13 protein-coding genes are annotated in these 13503 nt (G+C 48.1%); 10 read left to right on the top strand and 3 right to left on the bottom strand.

Features of this window, described 5'->3' with window-relative positions; translation table 11 throughout:
* The first annotated feature begins 445 nt into the window (after positions 1 to 445).
* Both atpD and atpC read left to right on the top strand, forming a co-directional pair.
* The gene (gene atpD, locus BUB16_RS13585) at positions 446 to 1945 is read left to right on the top strand and encodes a F0F1 ATP synthase subunit beta (RefSeq protein WP_073065357.1); all 1500 of its coding nucleotides are present in this window, start codon (positions 446 to 448) and stop codon (positions 1943 to 1945) included.
* A 9-nt stretch (positions 1946 to 1954) separates the two neighbouring features.
* A complete protein-coding gene (atpC, locus tag BUB16_RS13580) occupies positions 1955 to 2374 on the top strand; it encodes an ATP synthase F1 subunit epsilon (protein WP_073065354.1) in 420 nt (139 codons plus the stop codon).
* A 330-nt stretch (positions 2375 to 2704) separates the two neighbouring features.
* Here atpC and BUB16_RS13575 read toward each other — a convergent pair whose 3' ends face one another.
* Genes BUB16_RS13575 through BUB16_RS13565 form a run of 3 tightly spaced genes read right to left on the bottom strand, consistent with a single transcriptional unit; the run spans position 2705 to position 6859 of the window.
* Positions 2705 to 5035 carry a penicillin-binding protein 1A gene (locus tag BUB16_RS13575; protein ID WP_073065351.1) on the bottom strand — a complete coding sequence of 777 codons (2331 nt, stop codon included), beginning with the start codon at positions 5033 to 5035 and terminating at the stop codon, positions 2705 to 2707.
* Positions 5028 to 5822 carry a UDP-2,3-diacylglucosamine diphosphatase gene (locus BUB16_RS13570; RefSeq protein ID WP_073065348.1) on the bottom strand — a complete coding sequence of 265 codons (795 nt, stop codon included), beginning with the start codon at positions 5820 to 5822 and terminating at the stop codon, positions 5028 to 5030. Before BUB16_RS13570 ends, BUB16_RS13575 begins: the two co-directional genes overlap by 8 nt.
* A 17-nt stretch (positions 5823 to 5839) precedes the next feature.
* The gene (locus tag BUB16_RS13565) at positions 5840 to 6859 is read right to left on the bottom strand and encodes a polyprenyl synthetase family protein (RefSeq protein ID WP_073065345.1); all 1020 of its coding nucleotides are present in this window, start codon (positions 6857 to 6859) and stop codon (positions 5840 to 5842) included.
* A 150-nt stretch (positions 6860 to 7009) separates the two neighbouring features.
* Between BUB16_RS13565 and BUB16_RS13560 the strand changes: the two genes are divergently transcribed.
* The 8 genes from BUB16_RS13560 (at position 7010) to fabG (ending at position 13449) form a co-directional block, all read left to right on the top strand.
* Positions 7010 to 8296: a glucose-6-phosphate isomerase gene (locus tag BUB16_RS13560; protein WP_073065342.1), complete on the top strand. Its 1287-nt coding sequence runs from the start codon at positions 7010 to 7012 to the stop codon at positions 8294 to 8296.
* Positions 8297 to 8301: 5 nt separating this feature from the next.
* Positions 8302 to 8970 carry a deoxynucleoside kinase gene (locus BUB16_RS13555; RefSeq protein WP_073065339.1) on the top strand — a complete coding sequence of 223 codons (669 nt, stop codon included), beginning with the start codon at positions 8302 to 8304 and terminating at the stop codon, positions 8968 to 8970.
* A 46-nt stretch (positions 8971 to 9016) separates the two neighbouring features.
* Positions 9017 to 9523: a YceD family protein gene (locus tag BUB16_RS13550; RefSeq protein ID WP_073065336.1), complete on the top strand. Its 507-nt coding sequence runs from the start codon at positions 9017 to 9019 to the stop codon at positions 9521 to 9523.
* Between the two features lie 24 nt (positions 9524 to 9547).
* On the top strand, positions 9548 to 9727 hold the full coding sequence (gene rpmF, locus BUB16_RS13545) for a 50S ribosomal protein L32 (protein ID WP_073065333.1): 180 nt from the start codon (positions 9548 to 9550) through the stop codon (positions 9725 to 9727).
* A gap of 21 nt (positions 9728 to 9748) precedes the next feature.
* On the top strand, positions 9749 to 10732 hold the full coding sequence (plsX, locus tag BUB16_RS13540; protein ID WP_073065329.1) for a phosphate acyltransferase PlsX: 984 nt from the start codon (positions 9749 to 9751) through the stop codon (positions 10730 to 10732).
* Between the two features lie 12 nt (positions 10733 to 10744).
* Positions 10745 to 11740 carry a beta-ketoacyl-ACP synthase III gene (locus BUB16_RS13535; RefSeq protein ID WP_073065326.1) on the top strand — a complete coding sequence of 332 codons (996 nt, stop codon included), beginning with the start codon at positions 10745 to 10747 and terminating at the stop codon, positions 11738 to 11740.
* A complete protein-coding gene (gene fabD, locus BUB16_RS13530) occupies positions 11740 to 12627 on the top strand; it encodes an ACP S-malonyltransferase (RefSeq protein WP_073065323.1) in 888 nt (295 codons plus the stop codon). Before BUB16_RS13535 ends, fabD begins: the two co-directional genes overlap by 1 nt.
* 72 nt (positions 12628 to 12699) lie before the next feature.
* Positions 12700 to 13449: a 3-oxoacyl-[acyl-carrier-protein] reductase gene (gene fabG, locus BUB16_RS13525; RefSeq protein WP_073065320.1), complete on the top strand. Its 750-nt coding sequence runs from the start codon at positions 12700 to 12702 to the stop codon at positions 13447 to 13449.
* The last annotated feature ends 54 nt before the right edge of the window (positions 13450 to 13503 follow it).

Below are 13503 nucleotides of genomic sequence, written 5' to 3'. Positions count from 1 at the left end.
ATCCTCTCATATGCTTTATATGCTGTGGTTTTGAATGCGCTCAGGGGTTGACATTGACTAAAATACCTGGGTTTTCAAAGGCTGCTTAACATTCAAATATACAATAACTCCTATTGTTTGTGTTATGTTCCTTTTTAAATGTTATAAAAAGTTAAGGTTCTGCGGGTTCGGTTCATGTTCATACAAACAAGCATATTGCGACGCAGCTGCTGCCTGTTGTGTTTTCACCGTCAGCCTCCATTATACTTTTCTTCTGTCAGAACAGAAAGCCTTTTAACCATATTTCTGCTTTATATGCAAAATAAATTGGTTAAACACTTTCATTTTCAACGGAAAAAGCCTAATTTTGCCGCTTCCATAGTGATGGAAGATAATGACTTGAAAAATGTAATTATCACTACATCAATACAATTGTTAACTCATTACAATCCATTTATAAAAATAAATAATGAATAAAGGAACCATTGCACAGGTTATCGGTCCGGTTGTGGATGTCGACTTTGACCAGGGAGAAATTCCGCCCGTATTAAATGCCCTCTATATTGAACGAGAAGATAATTCCAAACTCTATCTGGAGGTTGCCCAGCACCTGGGTGAAAATCGTGTTCGAACGATTGCGATGGATTCAACTGACGGTTTGGTACGCAAGACCGAAGTTGTTGATACCGGCGCTCCCATTTCTATGCCGGTCGGCGAAGATATTCGGGGACGCGTATTTAATGTTGTCGGAGAGCCTATTGACGGAATCGAGGCACCTAAAGGCGAGCGTCAATACCCGATCCACCGGCCTGCCCCAGATTTTGATGAGCTGGCAACATCTACGGAGATGCTGGAAACAGGGATCAAAGTAATTGACCTTCTTTGCCCGTACGCCAAAGGGGGGAAAACGGGCCTGTTTGGTGGAGCCGGAGTCGGTAAGACGGTACTTATTCAGGAGTTGATTAACAATATCGCCAAGGGACACGGTGGATTGTCGGTCTTTGCCGGGGTTGGCGAGCGTACACGCGAAGGGAATGACCTGCTTCGGGAGATGCTGGAAGCCAATATTATTAATTACGGCGAAGATTTCATGGAGGCTTATGAAAACGGCAGCTGGGAGCTCGAAGAAGTGGATAAAGACGCGCTCAAGGAGTCCAAGGCTACCTTTGTATTCGGACAGATGAATGAGCCGCCGGGAGCCCGTGCTCGTGTAGCGCTTTCGGGACTGACAATTGCCGAGTATTTCCGTGATGAAGTAAGTCGGGATATCTTGTTCTTTATCGATAATATTTTCCGTTTTACCCAGGCGGGCTCTGAGGTTTCGGCGCTACTCGGACGTATGCCGTCGGCTGTGGGTTACCAGCCTACGCTGGCTACTGAAATGGGTGACCTGCAGGAACGCATTACCTCTACCAAGAAGGGATCTATTACATCTGTTCAGGCGGTTTATGTTCCTGCTGATGACTTGACTGATCCTGCCCCGGCCACTACCTTTGCCCACCTTGATTCTACAACGACACTGAGCCGTGCGCTCACACAGATCGGTATCTATCCTGCCGTGGATCCGCTGGATTCCTCTTCACGAATACTGGACCCGCATATTGTGGGTGAGGAGCACTATGAGACGGCACAAAGCGTCATCGAAATTCTTCAGAAATACAAAGATCTGCAGGACATTATTGCCATCCTGGGTATGGATGAGCTTTCCGACGAAGACAAGACCACGGTGGCCCGGGCGCGCCGTATTCAGCGCTTCCTCAGCCAGCCTTTCTTTGTAGCGGAGCAGTTTACAGGTCAGCCTGGTAAGTATATTAACATCGACGACACCGTGAAGGGATTCAAAAAAATTCTGCAGGGCGAACTCGACCACTTGCCTGAAAATGCATTTTATATGGTGGGAACCATTGAAGAGGCGGAAGAAAAAGGCAAAGAGCTTTTGGCTGAAGAAAAAGAAGCTGCAGAATAAGGATAGGATATGACAAGTTTTAGAGCACAAATACTTACGCCTGAAGGTTCACTTTTTGACGATAACGTGACAGGGGTGAAGCTGCCCGGCACAATGGGCAGTTTTGAAGTAAAAACGCACCATGCCAACATCATGTCTACGCTTGAAGTGGGTGAAGTGGTGGTTCGCAAGGCTACCGGGGGTGAGCAGCGATTCGCCATTACCGGCGGATTTGTTGAGGTCGTCGAAAATACCCTGAACCTGCTGGCGGAAGCAGCAGAACCGGTAGAAGAGATCGATATAGAGCGGGCGAAAGAAGCCAAAAACCGTGCACTTCAACGCCTGGAATCAGACGATGATCATATCGACCAGGATCGTGCTCAGAAAGCACTTGAGCGGGCCAAAAACCGCATTAAGCTTTTTTCTGACGTAACTGTTTCTACCCAGTAAGAGCCGGAATTTAAGTACAAAGTACCAATGGTAAGTGAGAGAGTGCTTTAAGAATCAGGAATTGTGATCAATATCAAAGCCTGAAATCAGGCAAACGAATGGTTTTGCAAAGCGCTATAGAGGCAATGTCAATCAGCAGGGATTGCCTTTTTTATTTATATATCGTGGATATAGTTACTGTTAGAGACCTTTGAAAAACCAGGGGTTTTGTTCAATACCAAAGCCTGAGTGATTTCAAAACCGCAGTGTATGAATAGACGATACATGAGGGTTTTGAAATCGCGAAAATGTAGAGATTGGGCAAAAGAACGGTTTTACAAAGGTCTCTATTTACCAGTCAATACGTCCTGTCCCTGTATTGGTCCCATTATTTTGCCCGGTTCCTTCCTGTGGGGGTACAAATCCCGCCGGCGGCTCAAAAGGTTCGTAGCTCCAGGGCGCCTCGGGATCCGAGGAGGCCAGTTTGATAAACTGGCCCACCATCGGCAGGGCGGTACGGGCTCCCTGTCCGGTCCGGCTTGTCACGGGAAAGCGAATACGCCGGTCTGCTCCGCCCACCCAGGCTCCCATGACAATATGGGGCGTCATGCCTACAAACCAGGTGTCCGCCGCATTTTGGGTCGTCCCCGTTTTGCCGGCAATATCCTGTTTGACATTATAGGAATTGCGCAGTCGAACCCCCGTGCCGTAATAATCTTCGCCCCCGTTGATAACGCCCCGCATCATATCAAGCATAATGTAGGCGGTTTCCGGGCTTATCACCTCCTGCTGGGATTCTGCCTGGTATTCTTTGACCACGTTGCCCGCCTTGTCTTCAATGCGGGTGACCGCAAGGGGTTCGATGTGTACGCCCTGGTTGGCAAAGGTCGTATAGGCACTGACCAGATCCAGCAGTGAAGCTTCGGCCGTACCCAGGGCGATGGAGGGATAGGGTTCAACCCCTTCCATGTCGATCCCCATATTCTGGGCCATCTGCTTTATTTTCCGGGCCGCCGGAATCAGGTCCTCCAGCTGATTCGTACCGGGCGCCCCCGCAATTTCAGGGAGTAGTGATACAGTCACATTATTCAGGCTTCGTGCAAGTCCCTCCCGCAGCGGGACCATCCCCCCCGTATCCCCGCCGTAGTTGGTGATGCTCCATGTTCCCCCGGTTTTTTGTTTGAAAACAGGAGGTTCGTTTGGGAATTTGTGATACGGCATATAGCCGTTGTCGATGGCTACGGTGTACACAAACGGTTTAAAGGTTGAGCCGGTCTGTCGTTTGGATTGGTAGACGTGGTCAAACTGTACATCTCCGTAATTCGATCCCCCGATCCAGGTCAGAATATGTCCACTGCGTGGGTCTATTCCCACAAAGCCAGCCTCCAGGCGCATCCGAGCCCGCATAACGGAATCCACAAAAGCCTCGTCCGCCTTCAGTTTCTCCATGACGACCGAACGCTGGTCGGTGTCGTATTTTGAGAATCCGTTTTTGTAACGGTCGGTTTCTTCAATCAGGCTGCCCAGGAAATTGGGGTAACGATTCCAGAGGATATCCATAAATTCTCCATTGGCAGACGTCCATTCATCCTCAAAGACTATCTGGAGGGAGTCGAGTTTGGTTTCAACGGCCTGCTGGGCATACTTTTGCAGGCGCGAATCAATAGTTGTATAGATCGTGAGTCCGTCGGTATCCAGGTTATAACCGTTCTCCTCGGCCCAGTCGTCTACCTGCTGGCGGACATACTGCCCGAAGTACTTGCTTTCCCGTCTTGTCTTGGAAGGGGGGTGATAATCAAGGGTAATCGGCTTGTTGATCATCCGGGTAGCGATGGTATCGCTCAGAAAACCCCGCTTGTCAAGCTGCATGAGAACCGTATTCCGCCGTGCCGTGGCATTTTCAGGATTGATGCGGGGATTGTACAGGTATACCCCTTTGAGGGAGCCGATAAGCGTTGCCGCTTCGGTGACGGTTAAATCCTGCGCATTCTTGCCGTAGTGCGTGCGTGCGGCAGACTGAATTCCGAAAGCACTGTTGGGAAATTCAACCGTATTGAGATACATTTCAATGATCTCCCGCTTGGTATAGTTATCCTCTATTTCTATTGCGGTGATCATTTCCCGCAGCTTTCGGATAACCGAAAACTCCCGGCCTATTTTTTTATAAAGATTTCGTGCCAGCTGCTGGGTGATCGTGGACCCGCCCTGCACGCGTCCATTGATCAGGTGCCAGGGTACAGCCAGTGTTCGGATGACGTCAATGCCCCAGTGATCGTAAAAGCGGTGGTCTTCGGTGGCGATAAGGGCGTTGATGACATGAGGAGAAATGTTTTCGTAGGATATATAGGAGCGATTCTCGGTGTAATACCGGTCCAGGACTACGCCATCCCGGCTTCTTACCTCGGTAGCGACGGCGGTTTGCGGGTTTTCGAGATCCTGGATAGAGGGTAGCCCGGAAAAAAGATAAATCAGGAATCCGGTGAAAAGGATGATTAATAAACCGCCCGCAATACCGCCCCATTTGTAGAGGTCATTGCCGGCATGCTTCCAGCTTGACAATATATTCCAGTTGAAAATCGAATCGTTATCGTTATTCTTGTCGCCTCCATTTGCTTTTTTTCGGCGATATTCCGGATCGTTAAAGTAACGATCCATTTCATTGTCAAAATCTGAGTTACTCATCTATCGTTATTGTTGGATCAAAGGGTTGTAAGGATTGTGTCGCCGTTTCCCAAGAAACGAGGTCAGCCGAATGATTATTGTAAAGCGCCATTGTGCGGTGGTTGTAGAAGGTACCCAAATTTATATAGCTTCCGAAGGCAAAATGTTTCATGCGCGGGATATGATCGTGTCCCGATATAATCATATCAATTTCCGAGTGTCGTAACTGTCGTTTAGCCCAGTCGCTGAGCACCTGCCGATTATCTTCAGGACGGTTTATCCAACGGTTGAACTTCGAAAAATATTTCATAAGCTGCAGCCCGATCCCGGGCGTTAACACCCGCTGGTATAGGCTGATAAAGCCCGGATGCCGGAGCAGGCGATGTAAAAAAGGGCGCGGCAACCCGAACGACGCATCAGATAAGCCATCGCCATGCAGCAGCAAGAGTTTTTTTTCATTCACGGTGATCCGGGCGTATTCCGGAACCACATGGAACCCCCGCTCGGAAAGGTGTCCCCGGGTCCAGTTGTCATGATTGCCGGTAATATAGAGCGTAGGTCCCATGGCCTCATTATACTCCTCAAAACGATCAAGGAGCCGGCGGCCCAGGGAGGGGACATAGTCCGGGAATTCCATCCAGTAGTCAAAAAGATCACCCAATACCGCCAGCCGGATATCGTTGCGCTTGCAGTAATTGACGAGCTGGATCAGTTCAGATTCTATCCGGTTATTTTCACTGTCCGAAAAACCGCCTAAATGGGCATCTGAAATAAATAAAATGGGTGCTGATATTGTAAATTCATCCATCCGTAACCGTTGCAGCGCTACTTTTTTCGCCTGATAATAAATTCAATAAGATCTTCAAAAGCTTGTCGATCTTCGGATTCCGGCAGGGTGGAAAGCTTTGAAAGTGCTTTGCCGGCATAATTATCCATGATGGAGCGGGCGTATTCCATCCCCCCTTTTTCGTGCACAAAAGAAACGATGTTATCAATATCAGACTGGCTCTTGTTCCGTTTACGCATGAGGTACCGGATGCGAATGGTTTCCGTAACCGTAGCGTTGTCGAGTGCCTTTATGAAGGGGAGGGTAACTTTGCGTTCCCGGATGTCATTGCGTGTTGGCTTACCGATATCCCCGACGCCGTAGTCGAAAAGATCGTCGCGAATCTGAAAGGCGATGCCCGTATACATCCCGATATCATGCATTTTTTGGTGATGAGTGGGATCGTCGCTGGTTGATATGGCACCGCATTCACAGCATGCGGCAATAAGGCTGGCCGTTTTCTCGGAAATAACCTTGAAATAATAGTCTTCGTCCATATTAAAAAGACGTGCTGCCTTGAATTGGCGAAGCTCTCCTTCACTCATGCTCTTAACCGCCCTGGAAAGCACTTTAAGAAGCTTGAACTCGTCATAATCGAGCGCAATAAGCAAGCCTTTTGAGAGGAGGAAGTCGCCCAGCAGTACGCTGGCTTTATTTTTCCACACTTTGTTGATGCTCAGGAAGCCGCGTCGTACTTCCGCATCATCAACAACATCGTCATGGATGAGGGTTGCCGTATGGAGCAGCTCAATCATTGTTGCCGCTACATAACTGCGCTGGGTGACATCCCCAAACAGCCGGGCAGACATGAATACGAGTGTGGGACGGATCTCTTTTCCCTTCTGTCGAAGCAGGTATTGCACAATCTGATCGAGCACAAAGACATCCGTTCGCAGTGCCTTTTTATAGAAAGTACGGAATTCAGAAAGATCATCCGACACCGGATGCGTAATTTGCCGGAGTGTCTTTTTCTCCTTTCGTTTAAAGGAAGTAACTTCTTTTAGTTGTGTGTCAATCATGTGCCAATAGTATATGGCTTGATATTAAGACTGTAAATAAAAGTTGAAATTTAATAATTATTCAGGTTTTATACCTTCGTCATTTCCAATAGCATTTAACTAGGGAAATATAGAAGTTCAACGGGCAATTACTAAATTTTTTAACGTACTATGATTGAAGTCGATATCAGCCGCGCACAATCCTTTTTATCAGACCGTGAATTCGATAAAAGTTTTAAAAAGGCGGAAGAGGCCTTTAAACAGGTGCAAAAGCAGCAAGGAGAGGGCGCCGAATGGCTTGGCTGGCGTACGCTGCTTGCCGGGCCCAACGATGCCATTTTGGAACAGATGGGCAGCCTGTCCGACACCATCCGTGCCGATGCTGATGTATTTGTTGTGTGCGGTATCGGGGGATCCTATTTGGGATCGCGTGCGGTCATAGAGGCCTTGTCTTCTTTCTTTGGGAACAGCGGTCCAGAGATTTTATATGCCGGTCAGCATATGAGCGGCAGGTATCTCAGAGAACTGATCAGCTATCTCGAAGAGCCCGACAGTGAGGGTGAACACAAAAGCGTATATCTGAACGTCATTTCTAAATCGGGGACCACCCTGGAGACGGCACTCTCATTTCGAATACTGCGTAGCTGGATGAAAAACCGGTATGAAAATATTAAAGATCGTATTATTTGTACGACAAGCGCCGAGGGAGGCGCCTTGAATAAGCTCATTGACGAGCATAATTATCAAAAATTTGTTATCCCTGAGGATGTGGGGGGACGTTTTTCGGTATTGACGCCGGTGGGACTCCTGCCCATTGCGGTGGCCGGTATCGACATACGCAGCTTGTTTTATGAAGCAGTATCAAAATACGAAGCCCTGGAAAATGATCCTGAGCCGGCCCTTGCCTATGCTGCTACCAGACACGCACACTACGAGCAGGGTAAAACGATTGATCTTTTTACCACGTTTGAGCCTCAGCTGGAGGCCTTTTGCGGTTGGCTGCAACAGCTGCTGGGGGAAAGCGAGGGAAAAGATCTTAAAGGAATATTTCCGGCAAAAGCGACCTATTCTACCGATTTGCACAGTTTGGGACAGTTTGTCCAGGAGGGGTCGCGTACCCTGATGGAAACATTTTTGTGCGTGAGATCGATGGACAAGACCCTGGAGGTTGTAGAACAGGAGCAAGATCATGACGGACTGAATTATCTTGCCGGGCGTTCTTTTCATGATATAAACAGCAGGGCTTTTGAAGGAACCATTGCGGCCCATCATGAAGGGGGGGTACCCTGTATAGCAGTGACTATGGACCAACTCAATGCTCAGCACCTCGGAGAGCTCATTTATTTGTATGAGCTGATGACGGCGGTTTACTGCTATAGCCTGGAGGTGAATCCTTTTAACCAGCCCGGTGTTGAATTCTATAAGAAAGAAATGTATCAATTGCTGGGTAAAAAGTAAGAGGAATGAGCAAAGACAATAACGACATACTTGCCGGCAAATCGGCTTCTGACGATCTCAAGTTTATTTCGATTGCCGGGAATATCGGCGCGGGTAAGTCATCACTGACGGGCTTGCTGGCAAAACACCTGGGATGGGAACCGGTGTATGAATCTGTGGATAACAACCCCTATCTCGCTGATTTTTATGAGGATATGCGCCGATGGAGCTTCAATCTGCAGATCTATTTTCTGTCCAGCCGGTTTCGCCACCAAAAAAAGATGCTTGAGAAGGAGGGACGGGTGGTGCAGGACCGCACGATCTACGAGGATGTGGAGATTTTTGCTAAAAACCTGTATGAGATGGGACTCATGAGCGATCGTGACTTCAGCAACTATCACGCCCTGTTTGAGGAGATGACAAACTACCTCCGGGCGCCCAACTTGTTGATTTATATCCGTGCGCAGGTACCGACCCTGGTCGAACAGATTCAGCAGCGCGGGCGCGATTATGAAAATACGATTCGCATCGAATATTTGGAACGCCTGAACAGGCTGTACGAAGATTGGATCGAACGGTATCCCCACGAGAAGCTGATTATTAATTCCGATGATCTGGATTTTGTGAATAATGACGAGGATTTGGGCCGTATAATAGAACTGGTAGAGCAGCGTTTATTTGGGTTGTTTAATTGATTGCGGATATATCCAAATATTCATAACTTTGCAAGCTATTACTGTTATGTCAAAACTTGAATTCAACATAGTTGAAATACCCGAAGGGGAAAGCCGGAGAACCGTCGGGCTTACCGGCGAAGATCTGGATATGTCGCCCTACGATTTTAAAGGGGCGGAAATCGATCTTCATTTTTACCGGACGATTCACTTTATACGGGTTAATTTTCGTGTGGATGCAGAGGTAGAGCTGACGTGTGATCGTTCGCTTGAATCCTATATTCAGCCTGTAGCTTCCGACTATGAAGTTCTGTTTAAAGTAGATGTACAGGAAGAGACAGAAAACGAGGAGGGTGCGGTACGGCGATTTAACTTTTCGTCGAACACGCTCAGTATCGAAGAGGAAGTTCGCGATACTATCATGTTGAATATTCCGATTAAAAAACTGCATCCCAAATTTTTGGATGAGGAAGGCAATCCCAGGGAATTTGAAACCAGGAAGTATGGAGAAGTGGAGGAAGAAACCGAACAGATAGATCCCCGGTGGGAAAAATTAAAGAAACTTAAGAATTAACAGAAACACTATTACAATTTTATAATGGCACATCCAAAACGCAGACATTCATCTTCACGAACAAATAAACGGCGCTCGCATCATAAGATCGCCGAACCTACCCTTGCTGAATGTCAAAATTGTGGCGCATATCACAAGTATCATCATATTTGCACAGAGTGCGGTTATTACCGCGGCCGGCAGGTATTAGATGTAAACAAATAATTTTATCCTAATTCCTTTTTCATGGTTATTGCTGTAGATGCCGCGGGGGGAGATCATTATCCCGAAAGCCCGGTACAGGGTGCTATTGAAGCTATTAATGAAACATCTGAGCTTACCATCATGCTTGTTGGCCCCGAAGATGTGGTCAGTGATGAGCTTGCCAATCATGATTATGACCGGCAACGCATAAAGGTACAGCACGCACCTGAAATTATAGAAATGGATGAGTCACCGGCTCAGGCCGTCAAGACCAAACAAAAATCGTCGATTGTTACGGGCATCGGTATGCACCGGGCGGGCGAGTGCCATGCCTTTGTTAGCAGCGGCAATACCGGAGCCTTGCTGGCTGCGTCCACTTTTCTTCTGGGAAAACTGAAAGGAGTTTCGCGTCCGGCTATTGCGGCCATCTTCCCCACTATTAAGGGGGTGCGACTGGTGATGGATGTGGGAGCCAACCTGGAAGTACGTCCCGATATGTATCCCCAGTTTGCCCGTATGGGAGCGATATATGTCCGTGAAATCATGGGGGTGGATAATCCCAAAGTGGGACTTCTGAATGTCGGTGAGGAAGAAGAAAAAGGTACGGATAACTTGAAAGAGGCTTTTCAGAAGCTTGAAGGGCTCCCCAATTTTGTGGGTAATGTCGAGGGGAGAGATATTTTCAATGCCCGCGCGGATGTTTTTTTGTGTGATGCGTTAGTGGGTAATATTCTTCTTAAGTTCGGCGAATCGATTCCCGCCGCTCTGGGGATTTTTATCAAAAGAGGAATTCAGGAGTTGGAAATGGGAAGTGAAGAAGCACAGCTGGTGAATAAGGTGCTGGAAACGTCTCTAAGAGAGTTTAACCCCGACCGGGTGGGAGGGGTCCCCTTCCTCGGGGTGGATGGGGTCAGCATGGTAGGACACGGCAGCAGCACCCCGCGTGCCATAAAGAACATGATATTGAATGCAGCCAAATGCATTGAGTACAATATCAATGAAAAAATTGTAGCATCTCTCAATTAAATAATCCCTTGCATGGCGGAAATTAAACGAGCAGGAATTACAGCTGTAGGACATTATTTGCCTGAGCATAAGCTGACAAACAGCGATCTTGAGGAAATGGTCGAAACAAATGATGAATGGATTCGAAGCCGAACAGGTATTGAAGAGCGGCGTATTTTAAAGGATGAAGACAAAGCGACCGCATTTATGGGGGCGGAAGCGGCTAAAGAAGCATTGGCGCGACGTGGAATAGAGGCCGAAGAGATCGATCTCATTATACTGGCGACGGTTACACCCGATTATTTGTTTCCGGCTACAGCATGCCTCATCCAGGAATATATCGGGGCCCATAATGCTTACGGATTTGACCTGTCGGCGGCGTGTTCGGGATTTTTGTATGCCCTTTCAACCGGTGCTAACTTTATCGAATCGGGACAGGCAGAAAAAATATTGGTTATCGGATCCGATAAAATGAGCTCTATTGTGGATTATACAGACCGATCGACCTGTATTCTGTTTGGTGACGGGGCCGGGGCCGTACTGCTGGAAGCCTCAGCGGACGAAACGGGACTTATTGATTACATACATCATGTGGAGGGCGATACGGATGGCGCATTGTATCAGCCGGCGGGAGGTAGCAGAAACCCCGCTACGCAAGAAACCGTAGCCAACCATCTTCATTATATAAAACAGGATGGCCGTGCCGTATTTAAAAAGGCTACGGTGGGCATGGCGGATGTTGTTTCCGAAATTATGGATGCAAATGAACTGACCGCTGATGATGTGGCCTGGCTGGTCCCGCATCAGGCCAACATGCGTATTATTGACGCGACCGCAAACCGCATGGGACTGGAACGAGAGAAAGTCATGGTGAACATTGACAAGTATGGCAATACCACCGCAGCGACGATCCCCCTCTGTCTGTATGACTGGAAAGATGAACTTCGTCATGGCGATAATTTAATTCTTGCTGCCTTTGGCGGCGGCTATACATGGGGAGCAATTTATATGAAATGGGGGATTACATAATGGCAACAGCATATCTTTTTCCCGGACAAGGTTCGCAATTTGTTGGGATGGGGCGTAATCATTACGAAGAAAGTGATGTATTCGCTCGTTATCTGGATCGCGGCAATGAAGTGTTGAGTTTCGATTTGAAATCCATCATGTTCGAAGGTCCGGCTGAGAAACTGAAGCAAACCGAGTTTACCCAGCCGGCTATTTTCATCCACTCGACAGCGCTGTACAATACCTTGGATGCAAGCCCGGATATGGTGGGCGGACACAGCCTCGGGGAGTTTTCCGCTTTGGTCGCTTGCGGGGCCGTTGCCTTTGAGGAGGCCCTGAGGATCGTACGCAAAAGGGGCAAGCTCATGCAGAAGGCCGGGGAAATAAACTCGGGCACCATGGCGGCGGTGATCGGCATGGATGATTCGGTCGTGGAAAAAATGTGCAGCCGTGCCTCGGAAATCGTGGAGAAAGAAGTTGTAGCGGCCAATTATAACTGCCCCGGGCAGGTGGTTATTTCCGGTAATGTGGAGGCGGTTGAGAAAGCGGTTGCATTATTGAAAGAAGAAGGATGCCGGCTGGCTAAAATGCTTCCGGTGAGCGGGGCATTTCATTCATCGCTTATGCAGCCTGCCTATGACGGGCTGAAAGAATGGTTAGGGAGATTGAAGATTACCGAACCTCACTGCCCCATTTATAGCAACTACACCGCCGGGCCCACTACGGACCCGGATGAAATTAGATCAAATGTGCTCAACCAGTTGTTGAATCCGGTATTGTGGACCCAGACCATAAAAAATATGCATGCGGATGGAGCCGATTCGTTTGTGGAAGTAGGTCCCGGCAAGGTGTTACGGGGACTGGTCAAACGCACGCTTGAAAAAGCAGAAACAAGTGGATACGAATAAATGGTACATTGATCATGCAATGTACCTTAACATGGAAATGCATCCTTATAATATTATAACCAATAATCGTATATGGAATTATCACTGAATGGAAAAACAGCATTAGTTACCGGTGGAAGCCGGGGGATCGGGCGATTTATTGCCGTCACACTGGCTGATTTGGGGGCTGATGTAACGATCACCTATGTCAGCTCTGCTGATGCGGCCAATGAAGTGAAAGCTGAAATCGAATCCAAAGGTCGCAGGGCCAAGGCGATACAGGCCGACGCAGTAAGCTATGAAAAAGCCGAAAGGGTGATTTCCGAAATTACCGCTGACTGGGAAAAATTGGATATATTGGTCAATAATGCCGGAATCACCCGTGACAACCTGATCCTGCGGATGAACGAAGAGCAGTGGGACGAGGTTATTGATACCAATCTTAAAAGTGTTTTCAACTACAGCAAAGCTGCGGCGAAACCGATGATGCGCAACCGTGGGGGATCCATCATTAATATCAGTTCGGTCGTCGGCCTCAGCGGTAATGCGGGGCAAAGTAACTATGCGGCTTCCAAAGCGGGTATTATCGGGTTTACCAAATCATACGCCAAAGAGCTGGCATCGCGCAGTATTCGTGCTAATGTCGTGGCGCCCGGCTATATCACGACAGAAATGACCGGTGAACTGGATGATAATATCCTGGAGGGTATTAAGGAGGAAACACCGCTGGGACGGCCCGGGGAAGCAGAAGAGGTAGCGCACACTGTTGCATTTTTAGCTTCAGACCTTAGTTCGTACATTACCGGTGAAATCATCCGGGTGGATGGCGGGCTGGCCATGTAGGAATGAGCCTTTTTAATTGAGTAGCTGCATAAAGTGTATTTTTACTAATTTTAA

The organism is Fodinibius roseus, from assembly GCF_900129315.1.
Taxonomy (GTDB): domain Bacteria; phylum Bacteroidota; class Rhodothermia; order Balneolales; family Balneolaceae; genus Fodinibius; species Fodinibius roseus.
Note: the sequence above shows the minus strand (reverse complement) of the source record. Positions and strands in the feature narration are given on the sequence as shown.